This window comes from Deinococcus maricopensis DSM 21211 (genome assembly GCF_000186385.1).
Lineage (GTDB): Bacteria > Deinococcota > Deinococci > Deinococcales > Deinococcaceae > Deinococcus_B > Deinococcus_B maricopensis.
In genome coordinates this window covers 1,879,103-1,901,903 of record NC_014958.1, presented here as the reverse complement: position 1 = coordinate 1,901,903, position 22,801 = coordinate 1,879,103, and the positions used below count along the sequence as shown (strand labels likewise).

The following is a 22,801-nucleotide window of genomic DNA, read 5'->3' as shown; positions in this document are numbered from 1 at the left end:
CGGCCGAAACAGTAACATGAACAGTGCCCAGCCACGCCCCGAGGGGGCGCGGCCGTAAGGAGGAAGTTCACATGGCGATGAACCTGTTCGGCGCCCGCGACGTGCTCAACACCAGCGCAGGCCAAAAGCTCTACTACTACCGCCTCGACAAACTCCAGGAACAAGGCCTGGACGTCGACAAGCTCCCGTTCAGCATCAAGGTGCTGCTCGAAAGCGTGCTGCGCGAAGCGAACAACTACGACGTGACCGAGGACGACGTCAAGAACGTCGCCAACTGGAAACCCGTCAACCCGGAAATCGAGATTCCCTTCAAGCCCGCGCGCGTGATCCTGCAGGACTTCACCGGCGTGCCCGCCGTTGTGGACCTCGCCGCGATGCGCACCGCGATGGTCGAGCTCGGCGGCGACCCCAGCAAGATCAACCCGCTGATCCCCGTGGACCTCGTCATCGACCACAGCGTGCAGGTGGACGAGTTCGGCACGCAGTTCGCCCTCGCGAACAACATGGCGCTCGAATTCGAACGCAACCGCGAACGCTACGAGTTCCTCCGCTGGGGCCAGCAGGCGTTTGACAACTTCGGCGTCGTCCCCCCCGCGAGCGGCATCGTGCACCAGGTGAACCTGGAGTACCTCGCCAAGGGCGTCCAGAGCCGCCCCGAGGATGACGGCGTCGTCGTGTACCCCGACAGCCTCGTCGGCACTGACAGCCACACCACCATGATCAACGGCCTCGGCATCGTCGGCTGGGGCGTCGGCGGCATCGAAGCGGAAGCCGTCATGCTCGGCCAGCCCATCTACATGCTGATGCCGGAAGTGGTCGGCTTCAAGATCACCGGCGCGATGCCTGAAGGGGCGACCGCCACCGACCTCGCGCTGCGCGTCACCGAAATGCTCCGCAGCGCCGGCGTGGTCGGCAAGTTCGTGGAGTTCTTCGGCGCGGGCCTCAGCAACATGACCCTCCCGGACCGCGCGACCATCGCGAACATGGCACCCGAGTACGGCGCGACCATGGGCTTCTTCCCCGTCGACGACGAGGCGCTGCGGTACCTGCGCCGCACTGGCCGTCTCGAGGACGAAATCGAACTGGTCGAGGCGTACTACAAGGCGCAGGGCATGTTCCGCACCGACGAGACGCCGGACCCCGTGTTCAGCAGCGTCATCGAACTGGACCTCGGCACCATCGTGCCGAGCCTCGCCGGCCCCAAGCGCCCGCAGGACCGCGTGGACCTCAGCGGCATGCACACCGTGTTCGCGGAAGCGCTCACGGCGCCCGTCAAGGCGCGCGGCTTCGAGCTCAGCGAAGAGCAGCTCGGCGCGACCGGCACCATCCCCGGCACGGACATCCAGATCGGGCACGGCGCGGTCACGCTCGCCAGCATCACCAGCTGCACGAACACCAGCAACCCCAGCGTACTGATCGCCGCGGGCCTCGTCGCCAAAAAAGCCGTGGAGAAGGGCCTCACCAGCAAACCATGGGTGAAGACCAGCCTCGCGCCCGGCAGCCGCGTTGTGACCGAGTACCTCGAAAACGCCGGCCTGCAGACGTACCTCGACCAAATCGGCTTCAACACCGTCGGGTACGGCTGCATGACCTGCATCGGCAACAGCGGCCCGCTGCCCGAGCCGATCGTCGCCGCCATCAACGAAGGGGACCTCGTAGTCGCCAGCGTGCTGTCCGGCAACCGCAACTTCGAAGGCCGCGTGAACCCGCACATCCGCGCGAACTACCTCGCCTCGCCGCCCCTCGTCGTCGCGTACGCCCTCGCCGGCACCGTCGTGAACGACATCGTGAACGACCCCATCGGTCAGGACCAGGACGGCCAGCCGGTGTACCTGCGTGACATCTGGCCCAGCAACGCGGAAATCCAGGACATCATGGATCGCGCCATCACCGCCGAGATGTTCAAGCGCGTGTACGACGGCATCGAGAAGAGCAACCAGGACTGGAACGCCATTCCCGTCAAGGAAGGCGCGCTGTACGAGTGGAACGAGGACAGCACGTACATCCAGAACCCCCCGTTCTTCGAGAACCTCGGCGGCGGCATCGCGGACATCAGCAGCATCAGTGGCGCGCGCGTCCTGGTGAAGGTCAGCGACAGCGTCACCACCGACCACATCAGCCCCGCCGGCAGCTTCAAGGCGGACACCCCCGCCGGCCGGTACCTGGTCGAGCACGGCGTGCAGCCCCGTGACTTCAACAGCTACGGCAGCCGCCGCGGCAACGACCGCGTGATGACGCGCGGCACGTTCGCGAACATCCGCCTGAAGAACCAGCTGGCGCCCGGCACGGAAGGCGGCTTCACCACCAACTTCCTGAACGGCGAAGTGACCAGCATCTTCGACGCCAGCACCGCCTACAAGGACGCGGGCATCCCGCTCGTCGTGCTGGCCGGCAAGGACTACGGCATGGGCAGCAGCCGCGACTGGGCCGCGAAGGGCACGTTCCTGCTCGGCGTGAAGGCCGTGATCGCGGAGAGCTTCGAGCGCATTCACCGCAGCAACCTCGTCGGCATGGGCGTCCTGCCCCTGCAGTACAAGGCCGGCGAGAGCGCCGAAACGCTCGGGATTGACGGCACGGAAACCTTCCACTTCGACCTGCCGGCGGACCTCAAACCCCGTCAGGACGTGAAGGTCACGCTGACTGACAAGGACGGCCACACCCGCGACATCACCGTCGTGTGCCGCATCGACACGCCCGTCGAGATCGACTACTACAAGAACGGCGGCATCCTCCAGACGGTGCTGCGCAGCATCCTCAAGAAGACCAACGAAGTCCAGGCGTAAGCCCGGCGTTCTCAGGGAGGGCCGTTCCTGCATACAGGAGCGGCCCTCCCCTTTCAAGCGCAGGTGCGCCGCCCGGGGTGGCGTCCGTCCTTAGGCTGAGCGCATGCGGACATGGATGATGGCCAGTGTGTTGATGATCGGCAGCGCGAGTGCGCACCGCCTGGAAGCCCTGCGTGACAACGTCGGGAACCGACTGAAGCTTCCCGTGGGCGACTGGGGGCGGTATGAGGGCGTGCAGGCAAAGCTGCGCGCCGGGAACTTCGCGGCAGTGCAGGCGTATGCGCAGAAGCCGGACCTGACGCTGATCGAGGCGGGGTTGGTGGTGTACTTCGCGGGGTCCAAGGGATTCGCGGAGGGCGCGTATGATGCGCGGACGTCCTTCCTGTTCACGCGCGCCGCGGCGGACGTGTACCTGGACGCCCAGGCGAACCTGAACATGGCGCGGCTGTCGCAGCGCGGCTCAGATTTCGGTGGGCTCCTGAAGGCCAGTCCGGAGTTGACGTTCCTGTACCTGAACCGGGCGTGGGAAGCGGGCAGCGTTCTGGCGGAGCACCCGAATGGGCGGGCGCAGTGGTCGCTGATCGTGAACGCGTCGCTGGGGTTGGCGGACGGGTTTTACGCGGCGGGCCTGAACAATGAGTTCCCGACCCAGCAGACGCTCAGGCGCCTGCGCCCGGAGCTTCTGAAGTTCCGGGCGGCGTTCGGCGCGCTCTATGGTCTGCAGGTGCCGTCGGCGCCCACCACGGTCATGGAACGCCACTACGACTATTGATCCCGGTACAGGTTGAGGCGGTGGTTGTCGAGATGCCATGGCGTGCGGCTGTGCCGTTGCTGAGGAGCACCTTGCGGGCCAACCTCTCTGACTGCCACCGATATCAGGTCACGTGAGCAGAGGCGCCCCTTCTTGCGAAGGGGCGCCTCTGCTCACGTGACTCAGGCGGGGGGGGCGTCGCTGGTGGGCGCGGCGCGCATGTGGTGGACGTACAGGACCACGAGGTACACGGCGTACAGGAGCAGCATCGTGAACAGGCCAGTATTCGGCATCCAGTAGTTGGTGAGGGCGCCAACCACGAGGAACAGCGTGAGGGTGAGCAGCAGCATGGGGCGCTTCTGGGGTCGGTTCAGGTAGCCCCAGCTGCCGCCGAAGGTGGCAAACAGGAGGGGGCCGAGCATGGTGAGGAGGCCTTCTTCGTTCACTCCATTACGATGCCTGAACGGCGCGCATGAGAAGGCGCATTGCTTAACAATTCTTTAGGTTCACCACACATTGTGATCAGCTGATGTGAAAAATCTGATCGTTGGCGTTACAGGCGCGCGCGCTCCAATCGCTCAGGATCCACGCGCAACCCCTCCAGATCACGCAACGCCAACCACCCATCGCGGAACACCAAGTCCTCATTCAGCAGGTCGGCGCTGAGTTTCAGCGGGAAGCTCAGTTCGCTCGGCTCCGTCACGACGTCATGGCTGGCGAGCAGCGCCGCGTGAATTGTGCCCACGCCGGTGCTCGCCTGACTGCCGATCATGACGCCCTTGCCCGCCACGCCCGCCGCGTGCATCATGGCGAGGCTGTCCGTGAAGCCCGTGCGGGCCGTCTTGACGTTCAGGACGTCGAAGGTGTCGAACTCCAGTTCACGCTCCAGGTCGGCGGGCGTGAACGCGCTGTCATCCGCGATGATCGGCAGCAGCCCACGCGCATGCAGGTCCGCGCGGGCCCGCAGGTTCCGCGCGGGCAGGGGCTCCTCCACGTAAAGCAGGCCCGCGTCACGCATGGCGGCGAGCGCGGCCGGCGCGCCTTCCGGGGTGAGCGTCTCGTTGCTATCCGCGTACAGCTGCACGTCGTCACCGAACTCGGCGCGCAGGGCCTGAATGACCTGCAGGTCACGGGCGTGATCGCGGCCGACCTTCACCTTAAGGCAACGCACGCCTGCACGGACGACCTCCGCCGCTTCGCGGAGCATCGCGTCCGGCGCTGCAATACCGAGGATGAAGCTCACGCGCACGCGATCGCGCGGGCCGCGCAGCACGTCCATCAGCGTGCGTCCGCTCGCCTGCGCGCGCGCGTCCCACAGCGCCATGTCGAGCGCGCCGCGCGCCGTGTGGTTGTTGACGACGCTGTTCAGGACCCCGCCGAGCGCGCCCTGGTCGTCGATGCCCATGCCGATCAGGTTCGGGCTGAGGTGCGCGAGCAGACCGAGGATGCTCGCGACCGTCTCGCCGTAGATGGTGGGGCGCGGCGGCGCCTCCGCCACGCCGACCGTGCCGTCCGCGAGGTGCACGCGCACCAGGACGTGTTCGGCGGCCGTGAGACGGCTGTGCTTGCCCCAGGCTAGCGTGCCGCGCAGCGGGAGGCGGTACGGGACGCCCTCCACGCGCGTGATGACCGGGCCGCTCACAGCCATGCGCGCACCTCCGCGGCGACCTGCTCGGGCGTGAGGCGGACCGTGTCGAGCAGCAGCGCCCGTTCGCGTGGGAGCGTGCGGAGGTGCGTGAGCGCAGCCGACGGGTCGTACTGCTGCCGCTCGGAGACGACGACCCGCGCCTTCGCCAGCACGTCCTGCGGCGCGAAACCCTCATTCGGCAGAGCCGTCAGGGCCTCGAGGTCAGCGGGCGTGAAAACGCCCTCAATGCCGTTCAGGGCGCGCAGTTGCGCGGCGAGGTCATGATCGGCGTGGCTGGAGCTGACCCGGTCGAAGGCGTCGGCGCGCCCGAGGAGGCGGCGCACACGGACGAGGTCGGGCGCGTCAAGGTTCACGAACCGCCATGCGGGGAACGCGCTGCTGGCGTGCTGCACCTCGTCAAGGCCGCGCAACCCGTCGAACACCAGCGCGGTGCGCGCCAAGTGCTCCGAGGCGTGGAGGCTGCCCAGGGCGTGTGCCATGCCGCCCGGGTGGAGCGCGCGGTACCGGGCGGTCAGCGCGAAGCGTTCTTCGCGGTCGGTGACGCGGCGGCCCGCGAGGGGCGTGATGATGGCGGTGTCCGTCAGGTCCCGGCGGTCCGGGAGGAGGTGCAGGCCCGCGTCGCGCAGAGCGGCGAGGGTGGTGCTCTTGCCGACCCCCGTGACGCCCACCAGCACGATCAGGGGCGCGAGTGCGAGCGGGAGGGCGCCGGAGGGCGCGGCCTCTGGGGGGTGCAGGTCAGAGAGAGGCACAGCATTCATCCTGAGCATTTTAAAACAAAAACATCAAATTATTTGTCGTTTGCCAGGAAGCCCACATGCCCGCTGTCGAGGCTCCTCGCGGGCGGAAACCCGGCCCCTCTGGGAGCGCCCGCTCTCCCAGCGCGCCATTCGGGGAACGTGCATTCAGAAAGCGCAAAGGCGCCCGCCCAGCGCCCCACGCAGAATGAACCTCAAGCGCCCCACGCGCACCCCACGTCCTGAAGGAGGAACCCCCACGTGGCTCGACTCAAAGGCAACACCAGCAATGGCGGCCTCGGCGCCATTCTGCTCCTGATCGTGATCATCCTGGCGGTCCTTGCCGTCCTGGATTACACCAACATCTGGAACCTCGGCGTCCTCTGAGGCGCCCTCACCCCGCCCCAGGAGGCCCCATGCTGAAAGGCAAAGACATCATCGGCCGGCCCATCGTCGCGCTCGATTCCGGCGCGCGCATCGACACCGTCCGCGACCTCGTCTTCGACCACGACGCCAACCAACTGCTCGCGCTGCTCGTTGACGAGGGCGGCTGGTTCCGCGCCGCGCGCGTCATTCCGTTCGCGTCCGTGCGGTCCATCGGCGAGGACGCCGTCGTCATCCCCAGCACGAACGATGTCGTGCCCGCCACCGCGCTGGAACGCGTCGCGGACCTCCTCGCGGACAAACGCAGCCTGAGCGGCCTGACCTTCATGACCACCGACGGCCGCGACCTCGGGAAACTCGCGGACCTGTACTTCGATGAGGCGACCGGCCGCGTCGTCGGGTACGACATGACCGGCGGGATCTTCTCGGACCTCGCAAGCGGCCGCACGTTCGTGCCCGCCCCCGAACAGGTCAAGATCGGTCAGGACGTCGCCATCGTCCCGCCCGAGGTGGCGCTGATGATGGAGGAGCAGGAGGAAGGCGGGCTGCGCGGCGCGCTCGCCAGCGCCGGGCAGAACCTACAGGACGCCGCCGGCGGCCTGCGGGACCGCGCGCGCGAAGCGACCGAGAGCGTCGCGGATAACGTCCGCACGCGCCAGCGGGCGTTCGTGGTCGGCAAGACGGCGAGCGCCACCGTCCTCGCGGAGGACGGCACGCCCATCGTGACGCAGGGCGAGGTGATCACGGACGGGCACGCGCTGGAGGCGGAGCGCCACGGCGCGCTCGGCAGCCTGTTCACCGTCGCAGGCGGCGCCGCACTCTCCGACGCGGCGGCCACGTTCGGTCAGCGCGTCCAGGGCGGCGTGGAGCGCATCGCAGACGCCACGCGTGAACGGCAGATGGAGTACGTGACGGGCCGCGTGGCCGGCGCGGACGTCACGGCGGAAACCGGCGAGGTGCTGGTGCAGCGCGGCGAGACGGTCACGTCCGTCGACGCGGTCCGCGCGGACGAGGCCGGGCGGCTCGGGGCGCTCGTCGCCGCGGTCATGCGCGGGACGGTGCAGGGCGTGAATGAACGCCCGGGCGTCCCGGTCGACCCTGCAGCTTCACCGGAAACGCTGATCGTGACCACCACGAACCCGGAAGTGGGCGTCCTGGGCCGCCGCGTCCGCACCGACGTGCGCGGGCCGGGCGGGACCATCATCGCCGCCGAGGGGCAGATCGTCACGCCCGCCACCCTGGACCTCGCCCGCACCCTCGGCCGTGAGGATGCCCTGATTCAGGCGACGCAGGCATCCGGCGCCACGAGCGACGGCGCGCACCCGCGCGAACAGCTCGCCGCGGGCGCGCACCAACTCAAGGAAGGCGCCGGGAACCTGCTTGACCGCGCGCGCGAGTGGCTCGGCGAGCAGCGCGAACGCGCCGAGGAAAGCCTGGAGGAGCGCCGCATTCAGGCGGCGCTCGGGCGACCCGTGAACCGCGTGATCCTCGACCCGCAGGACCGCGTGATCCTGAACGTCGGGGAGATCATCACGCACCGCGCCGTGAACGACGCGCGCGCGTCCGGCGTGCTGGACGTCCTGCTGGACAGCGCGGCGACGCTGGAGCCGCGCACGGTCGTGGACGTCGTGACGCCCGACGAGCATGGCCGCGCCGCCCTGCCCAACGACTCGGAGTCGTAACCGGGCCCCGAAGAGGCGGGCCTCCCGGCAGCTCAACGGGAGGCCCGCCCCTTCAGGCGCTGCGTCCACCGGGGCCGACCTTCGCGTGAACGCCTGGGGCAAGAGGGCATCAAGGAACCTTCCTGCACGCACGCCTCGGTATACTCATCGGCGTGACCCGAGCGACGAGTGAACCGCACCTCACACGCCTGGAGGTGCAGCGCCTCGCCACCATTGAAGGCCTCCACCTGGACCTGCATGCGGGCTTCCATGCCTTCACCGGCGAAACGGGCGCGGGCAAAAGCATCATCGTGGACGCTCTCGGGCTGCTGCTCGGCGGGCGCGCCAACAGCGACCTCGTGCGCACCGGCGCGCCTGACATGCTCGTCACGGGCTTCTGGGGGGAGGACGTCGCCTCCCGCCGAGTGACGAGCGCCGGACGCAGCACCGCCCGCGTCGACGGCGAGGTCGTCGCGCTGCGCGACCTCGCCGACTGGACCGGCACGCGCCTCACCATCCACTGGCAGCACAGCGCGCAGAGCCTCCTCACGCCCGCCAACCAACGCAGCCTCCTCGACCGGCTCGTCACGCGCGAAGTCAGCGCGTACACCGCCGCGTACACCGCGTGGCGCGAAGCGCGCGCGCGCCTGGAGGCCCTGCGCGCCGGCGAACGCGACCGCGCGCGCCAGATCGACCTGCTCACCTACCAGGTGCAGGAGATCAGCGCCGTGAACCCGCAGGAGGGCGAAGAGGAGCCGCTGCGCACCGAACTGGACCGCCTCGCGAACCTCGACACCATCGCGTCTGGCGCGGCCAGCGCGCTGGACCTGCTGTCCGACGCGGACGTGAGCGCGCAGGCCTTGATCGCGGAGGCGCTGCGCGCCATGAACGCCGCCGCACGCTTCGACCCGAACGTCGCGCAACTCCAGAACGAGCTGCGTGAGGCGCTCGCGGGCGTGCAGGCCGTCGTGGGTGAACTGCGCGACGTCGCCGAACGCAGCGCGCCCGACCCGGAAGAACTCGCGAACGTCGAAACGCGCCTCGCGCAGCTCGGGAAGCTGCAGACGAAGTACGGCCCGACCCTCGCGGACGTCGTCGCGTACGGCCATGATGTCGCCGCGCAACTCGAAGCGCTGCAACGCGACGAGCAGGACTCCGGCACGCTCGAAGCGCACGTGGAGACGCTGCGGCAGGCCATGCTCCGCGCCGGCGAGGCCCTCCGCGCCGCGCGTGAACGCGCCGGGAAGCCGCTCGCCGCGCAGTTGCAGGGCGTCGTTCGGGAGCTCGGCATGCCGCACGCCCGCCTCGCGTTCGGCCTGACGCCCCTCACGGAACCCGGCCCGCACGGGCTGGACAACGTCACGCTGCGCTTCACCGCGAACCCCGGCGAGGACCTCGGTGACCTCGCGGAGGTCGCGTCCGGCGGGGAACTGTCGCGCGTCATGCTGGCCATCAGCACGGTGCTCGGCGCGGACACGCCCAGCGTGGTGTTCGACGAAGTGGACGCCGGTATCGGCGGCGCGGCCGCCGTGAAGGTCGCCGAGCAGCTCGCGACGCTCGCGCAGGAGCGGCAGGTGCTGGTCGTCACGCACCTTGCGCAGATCGCCGCGCGCGCCGACCATCATTACAAAGTCGAGAAGCACCTGGAGGGCGGCCGCACCGTCACGCGCGTGCGCCTGCTGAACCGCGAGGAGCGCCTCGAGGAGATTGCCCGCATGCTGAGCGGCAACACCAGCGACGTGGCCCTCACGCACGCGCGTGAGCTGCTCGACACGCGCTGACCCACGCGGCTGGACGTCTGCGGTTCATGAAGGGCGCATTCAGTCGAAGGTCAGATTGCCCGCTTAGAGTGAGCCCCATGAAGAAAACCCTTCCGGCCGCCCTCACCCTGAGCGCGGCCCTGCTCGGCGGCTGCGCCACGCAAGCGCCCAGTCAACTCCAAGTGCATGAGGCGCTACTGTACGGCGGCACGCAGGAACGCATCGCGTGGGTGTACGGCAACCTCAACGGTCAGGCGAGCAGCAACCTGAAACTCAACGGCGAAAGCGTTGAGCTGCGCCCGCAGGTGCAGGACCCGCTGGGCGTGAACGGCAGCCTCAGCGTGAACGGCAAGGCCACCTACCGCGCACCCACCCTGCGCAAAACCAACCCCAGCGTCAACGTCTCCCGCGCCACGGACGGCACCTTCAGCGTCCTCGCGAACGAGAACGTCACGGGCGTGTACTACACCGACGGCAGCACGTGGCTGAAACTGAGCGGCGCGCTGAACGCCGGGCAGGTCGTCAGCACGCGCGGCACCCTGAACACGCTGCTGCGCGGCGCCGGCAACCTCACGGCCGACGAGGCGGACGCCGTGGGCCGCGAACTGCTCGGTCAGGGCCGCCTCGCCGTGGCGGTCCTGCCGGACGCCGCCATTCCCGACGCGAAACTCAGCACGGAACCGGGCGGCCTTCCGTACGCCCGCACGGGCCTGTACCTGCAGCCGAACATCCTCAGCACCGCTGCCGTGGTGCCCAACCCGGCCCCCACCCCTGTGGTGACGCCCGCGCCCTCCCCCGCTCCTGGTGGCAACGTGAACACGACCCTGTCCTTCCGCCGCGTCGGCAGCGGCAGCAACGCTGCCGTCAGCGACGGCAACGCCACCGTGCAGCTCTCCACCACGCAGGCGGCCCTGAGCAGCGTGTGGCGCGCCGCGAACGCCCGCACGCTCCCGACGCCCGGCGCCCCGGCACTCACGAGCGGCAACAGCAACGTCACCATCTTCCTCGGGCAGCGCAGCACCGGCGGGTACGGCATTGACGTGCTGAGCGTGAACGCCAGCGCAGGCACGCTGACCGTGAACGTCCGCACGACCGCGCCCGGCGCGGACAGCTTCACCACGCAGGCGCTCACGAGCCCCTGGGTGAGCATCGAAGTGCCCGGCACGTACACCCGCGTGATCGTCCGCGACCAGACCGGCGCGGTCATCGCGCAGGACAGCGCCAACTGAACTGAAGCACCGCCAGCCAGGAGGGGCGAGCCGCGCGGCTCGCCCCTCCTGGCTTCCTGCGGCGCTTAGTTCGTGAGGATGTCGTACCCGGTGGGCGTCACGACGACCGTGTGCTCGAACTGCGCGCTCGGCTGACCGTCCGCGGTGACGACCGTCCAGCCGTCCGGGAGCAGGCGCGTACCGGGCTTCCCGAGATTGATCATGGGCTCCACCGTGAACACCATGCCCGCCTGCATCTTCACGCCGCGGCCGCCCTCGCGGTGGTGGTAGATGGTCGGCTCCTCGTGCAGGCGCTTCCCGATGCCGTGCCCGGTGTACTCCCGCACGACGCTGAACCCGCGGGCCTCCGCGATGGTCTGGATGGCGTCCCCGATCTCGCCCGTGAACGCGCCGGGGCGCACCACGTCCAGGCCCGCCATCAGGCAATCGCGGGTGGTGTCCACGAGTTTCTGCACGGCGGGCGTCACGTGCCCGACCGTGTAGGTGTAGCACGCGTCACCGTACACGCCGTCCATCAGCACGCCGATGTCCACGCCGACGATGTCGCCCTCGCGGAGTTTGCGGGGCGTGGGGATACCGTGGCAGATGACCTCGTTTACGCTCACGCACAGCGTCGCAGGGAACGGGTTGTTGCGCGGCCCGTACCCGACGTACGCGGGGACCGCGCCACGCGAGCGGATGAACTCCTCAGCCATGCGGTCCAGGTCCGCGAGGTTCGCGCCGGGCACCACGAACGGCTCCAGCACGCGGAACGTTTCCGCCACGAGCGCGCCCGCGCGGCGCATCGCTTCAATTTCACGCGGGCTTTTCAGGGTGATTCTTGCCATTCCGCCACGCTAGCACGAGCGGCGCGGGCGCTCCGTTCGCACCTGCACCGTGAGGGTCAGTCGTACGAGTACCCCGTCCAGACCCATCCGGTAGGGGTCGCACCGTCGTAAACGGCGGTGTAGACGCCCTGTCCACGCTCAATGGTCGACAGGGCGTCGGAAAGGATCGCTTCGATCTGCGCGTGGCGGTTGGAGGGGGCCGAAGAACTGCAGGCGCTCTTCGGCCGTGAGGGCCGCGACAACGCTGGACTCCCGTTCGTTTCCACAGCAACTCTCCGCGGCGTCCTCGATGGCCTCGTCAATGCTGGCAGGCTGCACGCCCGGACCCGGCGTTGTGTCCGTGACCGGGAATCGCGGAAACATCACGGCTGGGACGTAACGCCCCGCGTGGAATTCGCGCTCGCGCGGGGCCTGCAGTGCGACGTTCGCCTCTGCTTCATGTGGGGTGAGGTACCACCAGAGTCGCCCGGCCATGTGGCTGCTCCGCCGTGTTCAGGCAAGCGCGTGCAGGACGCGGCGAACGTCGTTCGCCCACGTTTCGGCGTCGTCGCTGTCCGCCCAGATGTCCTGCAGTTCGCTGTCGTCGCTCAGGACGCGGTCGAGCGCGCGAACGGCGAGCGGCTGCAGGCCCTGGAAGTCCTCGGGCGCCTGTTCGTCCAGCCAGGCGCGCAGGGCGGCGTCCGTCACGCGCGTGGTGTCGCCGGTGGCGCCAGCCGCGACAATCTCGGCAGCGGCGACGGCGCGGGCGCCTTCCTCGGCTTCCACGTACTCCATGTCCGGGTCGAGGATGACCTCGAACGCTTCCTCAAGTGCCACCATGCCGTCCTCGGTGACTTCGGCGAGGAAGTCGGCGGCGCTGTCGTTCTCGAAACTGCCGGTGCCCCAGGTGCTCATGCGCGCATTATGCACGGCGGAAGGTGAGGGGCGTTTCAGGCGACGGCCACGACAGAGGCGCGCCGGGTCTGCCCGGCGCGCCTCTGCTGCGGACTTCAGCGGGTGACGCTCTCACCCTGGCCGTAGCGGCGCTGCACGTACGCTTCGAGGAGCTCCTGGAAGTCCTGCGCGATGCGCGGGCCCTTGAGGGTCGTGAGCAGCTGCCCGTCCTGGTACACGGGCGCGCGGGGGTCCTCGCCGGTGCCGGGGAGACTGATGCCGATGTTCGCGTGTTTGCTCTCGCCGGGGCCGTTCACGATGCAGCCCATCACGGCGACCTGCATTTCCTCCACGCCGGGGTACTGGGCTTTCCAGACGGGCATCTGGTCGCGGATGTAGTTCTGGATGTTCTGCGCGAGTTCCTGGAAGAAGCTGCTGGTGGTGCGGCCGCAGCCGGGGCAGCTGGTGACCTGCGGGAGGAACTGGCGCAGGCCCATGCTCTGGAGGATCTGCTGCGCGACTTCCACCTCGAGTTTGCGGCTCGCGCCGGGTTCGGGTGTGAGGGACACGCGGATGGTGTCGCCGATGCCTTCCTGCAGCAGCGGCGCGAGCGCGGCGGCGGACGCCACCATGCCTTTCATGCCCATGCCCGCTTCGGTGAGGCCGAGGTGCAACGGGTAGTCGCACTGCGCGGCGAGCTTGCGGTACACGCTCCACAGTTCCGGGGCGCTGCTGACTTTCGCGCTGATGAGGATCTTGTCGTGCGCGAGGCCGAGCTCCTCGGCGAAGCGGGCGCTGTCGAGGGCGGAGACGATCATCGCGTCGATCATGACGTCGGTGCCGCCGCGCGGGGCGGCGGCGCGGGCGTTCTCGTCCATCATGCGGGCGAGCACCTGCTGATCGAGGCTGCCCCAGTTCACGCCGATGCGCACGGGCTTGTCGAACTCCCGGGCGACCTCGATCATCGTGGCGAAGTTCTTGTCGTGCTGGCCGCCCGCGCCGACGTTGCCGGGGTTGATGCGGTACTTCGCGAGGAGGCGCGCTGTTTCCGGGAATTCCCGCAGGAGAATGTGCCCGTTGTAGTGGAAGTCGCCGACGATGGGCACCTGAATGCCGACGTCGGCGAGGCGCTGCACCACTTGGGGAATGGCGGCGGCGGCGGCTTTGTTGTTGACGGTGACGCGGACGATTTCGCTGCCGGCGCGGGCGAGTTGCGCGACCTGAATGGCGGTCGCTTCGGCGTTCGCGGTGTCGGTGTTCGTCATGGACTGCACGACGATGGGGTGGTCACTCCCGACGGGGACGTTCCCCACCCAGGCCGTGACGGTCTTGCGGCGCTCGCTCATGCCTTTCAGTGTAGGGCGCGGTGCGCGCGCGAAAGGAGGACGTTTCGCCCAATGCGGCCGCGTCCGGGGGTGCTGTAAGGTGCGGCATGCTGACCATCCGTCCGGCGGTGCCCGGGGACGCGCGGGCGTGCGTGCCGCTCATCGTGGACGCCATCGGGGACATTGCGCTCACCCTGACGGTGGAACCGACCGTGTCGCGCGCGGCGGGAGCACTGCGGGCGTTCTTTCAGGAGGACGAGGAGGACGACAACCGCCTGAGTTACCGCAACGCGTGGGTGGCGGAGGTGGACGGGCACATGGCGGGCGTGCTGGTGGCGTACGACGGTGCGCGCGCGCGGATGCTGGACTGGCCGTTCCTGCGGCGCGCGTGGGCGTTGACGGACAACACGCACTACGTGATTGAGGAGGAAACCGAAGCGGGCGAGTTCTACGTGGATACGGTGAGCGTGCGCGCCGCGTATCAGGGGCGTGGCGTGGGGACGCAGCTGGTGCAGTTCGCGGTGGCGCTCGCGCGGGAGCGTGGGTTTCCGCGCGTGACGCTGCTGGTGGACGAGGGGAACGTGGGGGCGCGGCGGTTGTACGAGCGGTTGGGGTTTGAGGTGGCGGGGACGCGGTCCATTGGTGGACATGCGTACTGGCGCCTGTCGCATCCGCTGGCGTAGGTGCCGGTGCGTGGCGCCCTGTGGGGGTTGAGGGTTGGTTGGGGAATGTACTCGGGGCGCCCGTGATGGTGCGTCCGGGTGCTAGAATGTCACGTTGATTCAGTAAGACCCGACCCTGCTTCTGACCTGAACGAAACGCGTCCGGGGGCGAACCCCCGAGAGGAGTGAGCAGCTTGCAGAACATCATCGTGCGCGGCGCGCGTGAGCACAACCTCAAGAACGTCACCGTCGAACTGCCCCGCAACCAATTCGTGGTCATCACCGGCGTGAGTGGCAGCGGCAAGAGCACCCTGGCGTTCGACACCATCTACGCCGAAGGGCAGCGCCGCTACGTGGAGTCCCTGAGCGCCTACGCCCGCCAGTTCCTCGGCCTGATGGAAAAGCCCGACGTGGACGCCATCGAAGGCCTCTCGCCGGCCATCAGCATCGACCAGAAGACCACCAGCCACAACCCGCGCAGCACCGTCGGCACCGTCACCGAAATCCACGACTACCTGCGCCTGCTGTACGCCCGCGTCGGCACGCCGTACTGCCCCATCTGCGGCCGCAAGATCGAGCGGCAGTCCGCGAGCGAAATCACCGACAAGCTGCTGGTGCAGTTCGCGGACAAGCGCGCGCTGCTGCTCGCGCCGGTCGTGCGCGGCCGCAAGGGCGAGTACCGCAAGCTGTTCAGCGACCTGAAACGCGAAGGGTTCGCGCGCGCCCGCGTGGACGGCGTGCTGTACGAACTCGACGAGGCCGAGAAGCTGAAACTCGAGAAGTTCGAGAAGCACGACGTGGACGTCGTCGTGGACCGCGTGGTCCTGCGCGAGACGGACCGCTCCCGCATCGCCGAAAGCGTCGAGACGGGCCTGCGCCGCGGCGAGGGCCTGCTGCGCATCCTGCTGCCCGACGAGGGCGCCGAGGAGCTGTACAGCGAGAAGTTCGCGTGCCCGGAGCACGGCAGCGTGCTCGAGGAACTCGAACCGCGCAGCTTCAGCTTCAACAGCCCGTACGGCGCGTGCGGCGACTGCGCCGGCCTCGGCAGCAAACTGGAGTTCAGCCCGGACCTCGTGATCGACGAGAACCTCAGCATCGCCGGCGGCGCCATCATCCCGTGGAGTAAGAAGGGCACGGGCGGCGGCGTGTACTACTGGGACAAACTGCGGGCGCTCAGCGAGCACCTGGAGTTCGACCTGAAAACGACGTGGCGTGACCTGCCCGAAAAAGTCAAGAAGGCCGTACTGACGGGCGTGCCCGAGCCGTTCGAGGTGGTGTACCGCCGCGCCGGCAAGGAAACCATGCGTTTCCAGACGGAGTTCGAGGGCGTCGTGAAGAACCTCGAACGGCGCTACGCGGAAACCGAGAGCGAATACATGCGCGAGAAGCTGGAGGAACTCATGGAGCTCCAGCCGTGCCCGACGTGCGGCGGCACGCGCTACAAGCCGGAGATCCTGGCGGTACGCGTCGGCGGCGTGAACATCGCGCAGGCGAGCGGCATGAGCGTCCTCGACGCCGACCGGTACTTCGGGGAGCTGCAGGACGGCACCCTGAATCACGACACCATCGCGCCGTACCTGGAGGGCGGCATGGGCGGCACCGCGCGCGTGCACGGCCCGCGCCACTACGCCTACACCCTCGGGGAGTTCGGGTCGGCGGTGGCCGCGCCCATCCTGAAGGCCATCCGCACGCGCCTGAGGTTCCTCGTGGACGTCGGCCTGGATTACCTCAGCCTGGACCGCACCGCGAACACCCTGTCGGGCGGTGAGGCGCAGCGCATCCGCCTCGCCACGCAGGTCGGCAGCGGCCTCACCGGCGTGCTGTACGTCCTGGACGAGCCGAGCATCGGCCTGCACCCCAAAGACAATGGCCGCCTGATCGGTACCCTCAAGAACCTCCGCGACCTCGGCAACACCCTGCTCGTCGTGGAGCACGACGAGGAAACCATGATGGAGTCCGACTACGTCGTGGACATGGGCCCGGGCGCGGGCGTGCACGGCGGGAACGTCGTCGCGGTCGGCACGCCGCAGGAGGTCGCGGCGAACCCGGAAAGCCTCACCGGCAAGTACCTGCGCGGCGAGATCAAGATCGACGTGCCCACCACCCGCCGGCGCGGGAACGGCAAGCGCCTGAGCGTGCGCGGCGCGCGCGAACACAACCTGCGCAACGTCAACATCGACATTCCGCTCGGCACCATGACGGTCGTGACCGGCCCATCCGGCAGCGGCAAGAGCACGCTGATTCACGACATCCTGCACGCCACGCTCGCTCGCGACCTGAACGGCGCGAAAACCACGCCCGGCAAGGCCGACGCGATCATCGGCATCGAGCACCTCGACAAGGTCATCGAGATCGACCAGTCCCCCATCGGCCGCACGCCGCGCAGCAACCCCGCCACGTACACGGGCGTGTTCACGGACGTCCGCGACCTGTTCACGCGTACGCCCGAAGCGCGCCGCCGCGGCTATCAGGCTGGACGCTTCAGCTTCAACGTGAAGGGGGGCCGCTGCGAAGCCTGCAAGGGCGACGGCGTCGTGAAGATCGAAATGAATTTCCTGCCGGACATCTACGTGCCGTGCGAGGTGTGCAAGGGCGCGCGCTACAACCGCGAGACGCTCGAAGTGAAGTACAACGGCAAGAACATCAGCGAGGTGCTCGACATGACCGTCGAGGACGCCCGTGAGTTCTTCGAGGCGATTCCCAGCATCGAGCGGAAGATGCAGCTGCTGTGCGACGTCGGCCTGGGGTACATGAAGATCGGGCAACCGAGCACGACCCTGTCCGGCGGGGAGGCGCAGCGCATCAAGCTCGCCTCGGAGCTGGCGAAACGCGCGACCGGCAAGACCATCTACATCCTTGACGAGCCCACCACCGGCCTGCACTTCGAGGACGTCCGCAAGCTGATGATGGTCCTCGAACGGCTCGTGGAAGCCGGGAACACCCTGGTGATCATCGAGCACAACCTCGACGTCATGAAGAGCGCCGACCACCTCATCGACCTCGGCCCGGAAGGGGGCGTGCGCGGCGGCCTGGTCGTCGCCATCGGCACGCCTGAGGAACTCGCCGCGCACCCCACCAGCCACACGGGCGCGTACCTCGCGCGCGTGCCCGGCATCGTGCCCGCCAGGCCCCGCGAGGACGCCGAAGCGCGCGAACTCGTGGAGGCCGCGCCCGCCAAGAAACCCGCCCGTAAACCCAGCGCCAAGAAGGCGGTGGCGAAGTGACCGCCCCCGCGCCCTCGCCGACGCCGTCCCGGCCGGCGCCCCTGCCCCCCACCACGCGCGGGCTGCTGGTGTGGGCACTGGGCCTCGGCGCCCTCGCCGTGACGTTCTTCGTGCTGGTGTCCCCGCTCGCGTGGCCGCTGAAGATCGCCACGTGGGTGGCGCTCGCGTACATCGCCGACGAAGTGAGCGGCTGGTTCGGGTACACCGCCGCCGCGCTCGGCGTGCTCCCGTACCTGTGCGGCCCCGAAGGCCTCATCACCTTCGGGGCGGCGCCCATCCCGCAGTGGAACGTGCTGTTCCCGCTGGTGTTCACGGCGCTGCTCGCGGCGTTCCTCGTCAAGCACTCCGGCGGAGCGCTGGTGCTCCCCGTGAGCCTGGTGGTGTTCGCCGCGCCGTTCCTGCTCGCCGCGAAGATCGCGCCTCTGCTGGACGCGACCGTCACGCTCCCCACGAACCGGACGCTGCTCATGCACGCGTGCGGCGCGGCCGTGTTCGGCACGATCCTGAGTTTCGCCCGGCGTGCCGTGGCCGCTGCGCGCCGCTGACCTTCCCTCCTCCGCGCCAGCGCCCGCCACCGTGCGGGCGCTGGCTGCATTTGACGTGCAGGACGCGGCGCGCGCGGTACGATAGGCCGCATGAGCAAACCGAACCTCCAGCGGGACGGCGGCAGCAACGCCAACCGCATGGCCCTCCTGATCGGCACGGTCATCGCCGCCGTCCTGATCGCCCTCGCCCTGTTCACCCGGCACGGGAACGGCAACACCCAGGCGCAGACCTTCGACCTCACGGGCCGTCCCGTGCTGGGCCGCGCGGACGCGCCCGTCACGATGATCGTCTTCGAGGACTACAAATGCCCGGTCTGCAAAGGCTTCGACGAGGAGGACCTCCCGACCCTCAAAAGCAAATACATCGACACCGGCAAGGTGAAGATGGTCGCCATGGCGTACCCGTTCCTCGCGCAGAACTTCGGCCTGAGCGACGACGACTCCACCCGCGCGTCCGTCGCCGCGAAATGCATGGCGCGCCAGGGCACCGAGAAATTCTGGGCGTACCACCACGCGCTGTTCCGCGGGCAGCAGGACGAAAAAACCGTCTGGGCGACCGAAGAGGCCCTGCAGGACCTCGCGGGCACCATAGACGGCGTCGACACCGCCGCGTTCAACACCTGCCTGAAAGACCAGGCGACGCTCAAGGAAGTCAACGACGACAAAGCGCAGGGCGACAAAGCCGGCGTGAACGGCACGCCCAGCGTGTACGTGAACGGCCGGTACATTGCGAACTTCCACGCGGACGCGCTCGGTCAGGCCATCGAGGACGCGCAGAAATGAGCCGGGCGTGACGCGCGAGAACCGCGTGTACGCCGCGTGGGTCGTGGCGATTCTCGCCACGATGGGCAGCCTGTACTTCAGCGAGGTGCGACAGTTCGTGCCGTGCGTGCTGTGCTGGTTCCAGCGGATCTGCATGTACCCGTTGGTGCTGGTGCTGGGTGTCGCCGCATTCCGCGCGGACCCGGGTGGGCGCGCGTACGCCTTGCCGCTCGCGGTCGCAGGGTGGCTGGTGGCGATGGTGCACAACCTGGAAGACTGGGGCGTGATTCAGGCGCTCAAGGTCTGCGGCGTCGGGCAGACCACCGCCGGCTGCGACGCGAAATGGCCGATTTTCGGCGACGCGAACAAAGCCGTGTCGGACATCATCACCATCCCGGTGCTGAGCTTCGTGGCGTTCACGCTGGTCATCGCGCTGCTCACGTGGCGTGAACGTCCGGGGCGGCGCTGACGTAACCTCCGCCTGCCGGAGGAGGGTGGCGCAGTGCGCCACCCTCCTTGCCTTTCCGCGGTGCAGCCTGGCCGGGAGGCGGCCACCGTCGTCGTATGGCTACCCAGAAGTGCGCAGGACGCGAGTGCCCTGGCGGTTCACCAGCGCGGCAGTGACTTGGGCGTGCCTGGCCCCCCGCACGTAACGAACGGGTGCGCTTTCAGCTTCGTGAGGGGTGGCGTGCTCGCATTGATGAGCGGTGCAGCCTCGCGGCCTGACCTGAGCGCTTCGGAGGCACTGCGTTCCGTGCACGTACCTGCACTGAGCGTCATCACGAACGAGAGCGACTTCTGCTCTCCTGCGCAGAGGTCGCTTCGGTGCCGGCAGCGTAGTAGGCGGCCATTGTGGTGGGCGCGTGGTGCGTCACGCCAGGGTGATCGTCAGGCCGTCGTGCGCATACGCCCAGCCGTGCGGGAGGTCCGGGGCGCGCACATCGTGGTCGTGGCTGAGGTGCGTGAGCAGCACGCGCGGTGTCCGAACGGCCCACGACAGGGCGCGCGCTTCGTGCACGTCGTAGACGCTGCGGTGAGTCCGCGTTGCGTCGAGGCTTTCGGCGCGGAAGCTGGTGCCCAGAATCAGGAGGTCGAGGTTCTTCAGCCACTGCGCCGCGAGCGCGTCCGGGATGCGCAGCGCGTCCGTGACGTACGCGGCGCGGACACTGGGGCCGTCCAGGCGGAAGGCGTGGCTGTCGCCGTTGTCGCCGTGGGGCACGCGGAACGCCCGCAGGGTGAGGCCCGCCGCCTGCAGTCCCACCTCCGGCAGGGCCCGCACCGGGGACGCGTTCCGAAAGGCGTACGCGAAACGCGCCGCGACTTCCGGGATGACGTCGGCGGGCGCGTGGATGACTGGCCGGGGCGCGGCGCGTACGTCCAGCAGGTCGCCGAGGCCCATCAGGTGGTCGTTGTGCGCGTGGCTGATGACCGCGTGGTCGAGGTGCGTGACGCCCTCGCGGGTGAGTTGCGCGTGCAGGTCCGGGCCGCAGTCGAGCAGCACGCTCTCCCCCGCGCCGCGCAGCAGCGCGCTGGAGCGGGTGCGGCGGTTGGCGCCACCCGCGCGTGCGTCCGCGCAGACGGCGCAGGTGCACGACCAGCGCGGCACGCCCTGGCTGTCGCTCGTGCCGAGGAACGTGAGGGTCAGGGTCACGCGGTCATCAGGTCGCGCGCGGCGCGCTCCAGGTTCCCGCTCGCTGCGAGGCTGCTGCCGACCAGCACGGCGTCCGCGAGGCCGCGCACGTGCTCCAGGTCGGCGGGGGCGCTGTAGCCGCTCTCGGCGACCAGCAGCCCGGTGAAGCCCGCGTCGCGCGCGCGGCGAATCAGGCGCGGCGCGGTGCGCAGATCGATGTGCAGCGTCGTCAGGTCGCGGTTGTTCACGCCGATGATTTCCGCACCGGCCGCCAGGGCGATGTCGAGTTCCGCGTCATCGTGAACTTCCACCAGGGCGTCCAGGCCCACGTGGTGCGCGTACTCGAGGTACGTGCCGACGGCCTCGCCGAGGACGCTGACCATCAGCAGGACGGCGCGCGCGCCCCATTCGGCCGCTTCGCGCAGCATCGCGGGATGCACGACGAAGTCCTTGCGGAGTGCCGGTATGGTGAGCGCGCCCGTTACGTCCAGCAGGGCCTGCGCGTCCCCGCCGAAGTGCCGCGGCTCCGTGAGGACGCTCACGGCGGCGGCGCCGCCCCGTTCGTACGCGAGGGCCGCCGCGCGCGGGTCGAGGTCCGCGATGCGGCCCTGGCTGGGGCTCGCGCGCTTCACTTCCGCGATCAGGTGCAGGCCCTCACGGGCGAGCGCCGCGTGAAACAGGCGCGGGCGGGGGCGGGCGGGGCCGAGGTCAGTGGGCGCGTCGGCGTAGTCCTGCGCGCGCTCGCGGACGATCCGCCCGAGAACGCCGGGCACGCGGTCAAACGTCATGCGCGGAGTATACCGGGACGTGTTACCTTACAGGGCATGACGTTTACTCCCGGCAACGGTCCCGTGCAGATCAGCGCGGAGCAGATTCAGGCGCGCGTCCTTGAGATCGCGCAGCAGCTCGAAGCCGAGTACACCGGCAAGGAGCCGCATTTCATCTGCGTCCTGAACGGTGCGTTCCCGTTCTTCTCGGACCTGGTGCGCGCCGTCCGCCTGCCCATCACCGTCGACTTCATGCAGATCAGCAGCTACGGCAACGCCAAGCAGTCGAGCGGCGAGGTGCGCCTCGTGAAGGACCTGTCGATCCCGCTGTCCGGGCGGCACGTCGTCCTCGTGGAGGACATTGTCGACACCGGCATCACCATGCAGTACCTCCTGCACTACCTGGAAGGGCGCGGTCCGGCCAGCCTGAAGGTCGCGGCACTGCTCAGCAAACCGAGCCGCCGCAAGGCCGAGGTGCCCGTCGATTACCTGGGGTTCACCATCCCCGACGCGTTCGTGTACGGGTACGGCCTGGACCGCTCGCAATTCGACCGGAACCTGCCGTTCATTACGTCGCAGGAGTAAGGCTGGGCTGAGGGGCGGGCGCATGCGGTCCGGCGCGCCCGCCTCTCGGCGTTTCAGGGACCGCGCGGTCATGGAGGTTGCGGGCCGCCAGGCCTCGCCGCGTGTTCGCGGCAGCCAAGACGCGCGCCGAACCTGTGCAGGTTCGGCGCTCTGGTCCTTCAGTGCGTTGCGCTTAGCGGCGTCCGCCTTTTTTGCCGCCGCTGCCACGGCGCTCGCCGCCGGTGGTGCGCTCTTTGGCGTCGCGCATGAACGAGCGGAGCTTGTTCTCGAACTGCGGGCTCTGCCGACCGATGGCGCGCGGGCGGGGTATCTCCTCAGGCTCGTCCTGAAGTTCCTTGATGGACAGGTCCAGGCGACCGCGCTCGTCGCGGCCGAGGACCTTCACTTCGACGTTTTCGCCTTCTTGGAGGTGCTCACTGACCGAGCGCACAAAGGAGTGCGCGATCTGCGAGATGTGAACGAGGCCCGTTTCGCCGTTCTCGAACTGAATGAACGCCCCGAAATCGGTGACGCGGGTGACGCGGCCGGTCGCGACCGCGCCGGACTCAAGCTGCACCAAGGATATCCCTCCGGTTATGCATGAGCGCATGTTACCTCAAGTTCCCGTTCGCGTGCGCGTGGTCCGCTCACTCTTCCTGCTCATGGCGGCCT

21 protein-coding genes are annotated in these 22,801 nt (G+C 68.8%); 12 read left to right on the top strand and 9 right to left on the bottom strand.

The annotated features are described in order from the left end of the window. Positions 1 to 71: 71 nt before the first annotated feature. Together acnA and DEIMA_RS08915 are read left to right on the top strand one after the other, a co-directional pair. A complete protein-coding gene (gene acnA / locus DEIMA_RS08920; RefSeq protein ID WP_013556919.1) occupies positions 72 to 2,783 on the top strand; it encodes an aconitate hydratase AcnA in 2,712 nt (903 codons plus the stop codon). Between the two features lie 103 nt (positions 2,784 to 2,886). Further along, on the top strand, positions 2,887 to 3,555 hold the full coding sequence (locus DEIMA_RS08915) for a hypothetical protein (RefSeq protein WP_148234936.1): 669 nt from the start codon (positions 2,887 to 2,889) through the stop codon (positions 3,553 to 3,555). Between the two features lie 161 nt (positions 3,556 to 3,716). Here the strand turns inward: DEIMA_RS08915 and DEIMA_RS08910 are convergent, their stop codons facing one another. From DEIMA_RS08910 to DEIMA_RS08900, 3 genes are all read right to left on the bottom strand, one after another. Further along, the gene (locus DEIMA_RS08910) at positions 3,717 to 3,980 is read right to left on the bottom strand and encodes a hypothetical protein (protein WP_013556917.1); all 264 of its coding nucleotides are present in this window, start codon (positions 3,978 to 3,980) and stop codon (positions 3,717 to 3,719) included. Between the two features lie 107 nt (positions 3,981 to 4,087). Then, complete coding sequence (locus tag DEIMA_RS08905; RefSeq protein ID WP_013556916.1) at positions 4,088 to 5,182, bottom strand: enolase C-terminal domain-like protein; 1,095 nt, start codon at positions 5,180 to 5,182, stop codon at positions 4,088 to 4,090. Then, on the bottom strand, positions 5,173 to 5,949 hold the full coding sequence (locus tag DEIMA_RS08900) for a DEAD/DEAH box helicase family protein (protein WP_013556915.1): 777 nt from the start codon (positions 5,947 to 5,949) through the stop codon (positions 5,173 to 5,175). The genes DEIMA_RS08905 and DEIMA_RS08900 overlap by 10 nt, the downstream gene beginning before the upstream one ends. Before the next feature lie 228 nt (positions 5,950 to 6,177). Here DEIMA_RS08900 and DEIMA_RS18860 point away from each other — a divergent pair, with 228 nt between their 5' ends. From DEIMA_RS18860 to DEIMA_RS08885, 4 genes are all read left to right on the top strand, one after another. Continuing rightward, complete coding sequence (locus DEIMA_RS18860; protein WP_013556914.1) at positions 6,178 to 6,303, top strand: hypothetical protein; 126 nt, start codon at positions 6,178 to 6,180, stop codon at positions 6,301 to 6,303. Positions 6,304 to 6,332: 29 nt separating this feature from the next. Beyond that, positions 6,333 to 7,982 (top strand): PRC-barrel domain-containing protein, encoded by a 1,650-nt coding sequence (locus DEIMA_RS08895; protein ID WP_013556913.1) that lies wholly within the window; start codon positions 6,333 to 6,335, stop codon positions 7,980 to 7,982. 152 nt (positions 7,983 to 8,134) lie between these two features. Continuing rightward, on the top strand, positions 8,135 to 9,742 hold the full coding sequence (locus DEIMA_RS08890; RefSeq protein WP_013556912.1) for a DNA repair protein RecN: 1,608 nt from the start codon (positions 8,135 to 8,137) through the stop codon (positions 9,740 to 9,742). Positions 9,743 to 9,819: 77 nt separating this feature from the next. Next, complete coding sequence (locus tag DEIMA_RS08885; protein ID WP_013556911.1) at positions 9,820 to 10,950, top strand: protease complex subunit PrcB family protein; 1,131 nt, start codon at positions 9,820 to 9,822, stop codon at positions 10,948 to 10,950. A 65-nt stretch (positions 10,951 to 11,015) separates the two neighbouring features. On the opposite strand, the gene map is transcribed toward DEIMA_RS08885, so the two are convergent. From map to ispG, 3 genes are all read right to left on the bottom strand, one after another. Continuing rightward, complete coding sequence (gene map / locus DEIMA_RS08880; protein WP_013556910.1) at positions 11,016 to 11,777, bottom strand: type I methionyl aminopeptidase; 762 nt, start codon at positions 11,775 to 11,777, stop codon at positions 11,016 to 11,018. A gap of 492 nt (positions 11,778 to 12,269) precedes the next feature. Then, positions 12,270 to 12,671 (bottom strand): DUF4259 domain-containing protein, encoded by a 402-nt coding sequence (locus tag DEIMA_RS08875; protein ID WP_013556908.1) that lies wholly within the window; start codon positions 12,669 to 12,671, stop codon positions 12,270 to 12,272. Positions 12,672 to 12,766: 95 nt separating this feature from the next. Next, positions 12,767 to 13,996 carry a flavodoxin-dependent (E)-4-hydroxy-3-methylbut-2-enyl-diphosphate synthase gene (ispG, locus tag DEIMA_RS08870; RefSeq protein WP_013556907.1) on the bottom strand — a complete coding sequence of 410 codons (1,230 nt, stop codon included), beginning with the start codon at positions 13,994 to 13,996 and terminating at the stop codon, positions 12,767 to 12,769. Positions 13,997 to 14,082: 86 nt separating this feature from the next. Here ispG and DEIMA_RS08865 point away from each other — a divergent pair, with 86 nt between their 5' ends. The 5 genes from DEIMA_RS08865 (at position 14,083) to DEIMA_RS08845 (ending at position 19,637) form a co-directional block, all read left to right on the top strand. Next, entirely contained in the window at positions 14,083 to 14,658 is a 576-nt protein-coding gene (locus DEIMA_RS08865) for a GNAT family N-acetyltransferase (RefSeq protein ID WP_013556906.1), read from the top strand. A gap of 173 nt (positions 14,659 to 14,831) precedes the next feature. After that, entirely contained in the window at positions 14,832 to 17,861 is a 3,030-nt protein-coding gene (gene uvrA / locus DEIMA_RS08860) for an excinuclease ABC subunit UvrA (protein ID WP_013556905.1), read from the top strand. Next, positions 17,858 to 18,406 (top strand): hypothetical protein, encoded by a 549-nt coding sequence (locus DEIMA_RS08855; RefSeq protein ID WP_013556904.1) that lies wholly within the window; start codon positions 17,858 to 17,860, stop codon positions 18,404 to 18,406. Before uvrA ends, DEIMA_RS08855 begins: the two co-directional genes overlap by 4 nt. A 90-nt stretch (positions 18,407 to 18,496) precedes the next feature. Beyond that, positions 18,497 to 19,189 (top strand): DsbA family protein, encoded by a 693-nt coding sequence (locus tag DEIMA_RS08850; RefSeq protein ID WP_013556903.1) that lies wholly within the window; start codon positions 18,497 to 18,499, stop codon positions 19,187 to 19,189. Between the two features lie 7 nt (positions 19,190 to 19,196). Beyond that, a complete protein-coding gene (locus DEIMA_RS08845) occupies positions 19,197 to 19,637 on the top strand; it encodes a disulfide bond formation protein B (RefSeq protein WP_013556902.1) in 441 nt (146 codons plus the stop codon). A 402-nt stretch (positions 19,638 to 20,039) separates the two neighbouring features. On the opposite strand, the gene DEIMA_RS08840 is transcribed toward DEIMA_RS08845, so the two are convergent. Together DEIMA_RS08840 and trpC are read right to left on the bottom strand one after the other, a co-directional pair. Continuing rightward, entirely contained in the window at positions 20,040 to 20,819 is a 780-nt protein-coding gene (locus tag DEIMA_RS08840; protein WP_013556901.1) for an MBL fold metallo-hydrolase, read from the bottom strand. Further along, positions 20,816 to 21,586 carry an indole-3-glycerol phosphate synthase TrpC gene (gene trpC, locus DEIMA_RS08835; RefSeq protein WP_013556900.1) on the bottom strand — a complete coding sequence of 257 codons (771 nt, stop codon included), beginning with the start codon at positions 21,584 to 21,586 and terminating at the stop codon, positions 20,816 to 20,818. Before trpC ends, DEIMA_RS08840 begins: the two co-directional genes overlap by 4 nt. A 36-nt stretch (positions 21,587 to 21,622) precedes the next feature. On the opposite strand from trpC, the gene hpt reads away from it, so the two are divergent. Next, positions 21,623 to 22,150 (top strand): hypoxanthine phosphoribosyltransferase, encoded by a 528-nt coding sequence (gene hpt / locus DEIMA_RS08830; protein ID WP_013556899.1) that lies wholly within the window; start codon positions 21,623 to 21,625, stop codon positions 22,148 to 22,150. Positions 22,151 to 22,322: 172 nt separating this feature from the next. Here the strand turns inward: hpt and DEIMA_RS08825 are convergent, their stop codons facing one another. After that, entirely contained in the window at positions 22,323 to 22,709 is a 387-nt protein-coding gene (locus tag DEIMA_RS08825) for a S1 RNA-binding domain-containing protein (protein ID WP_043816600.1), read from the bottom strand. Positions 22,710 to 22,801 lie beyond the last annotated feature (92 nt).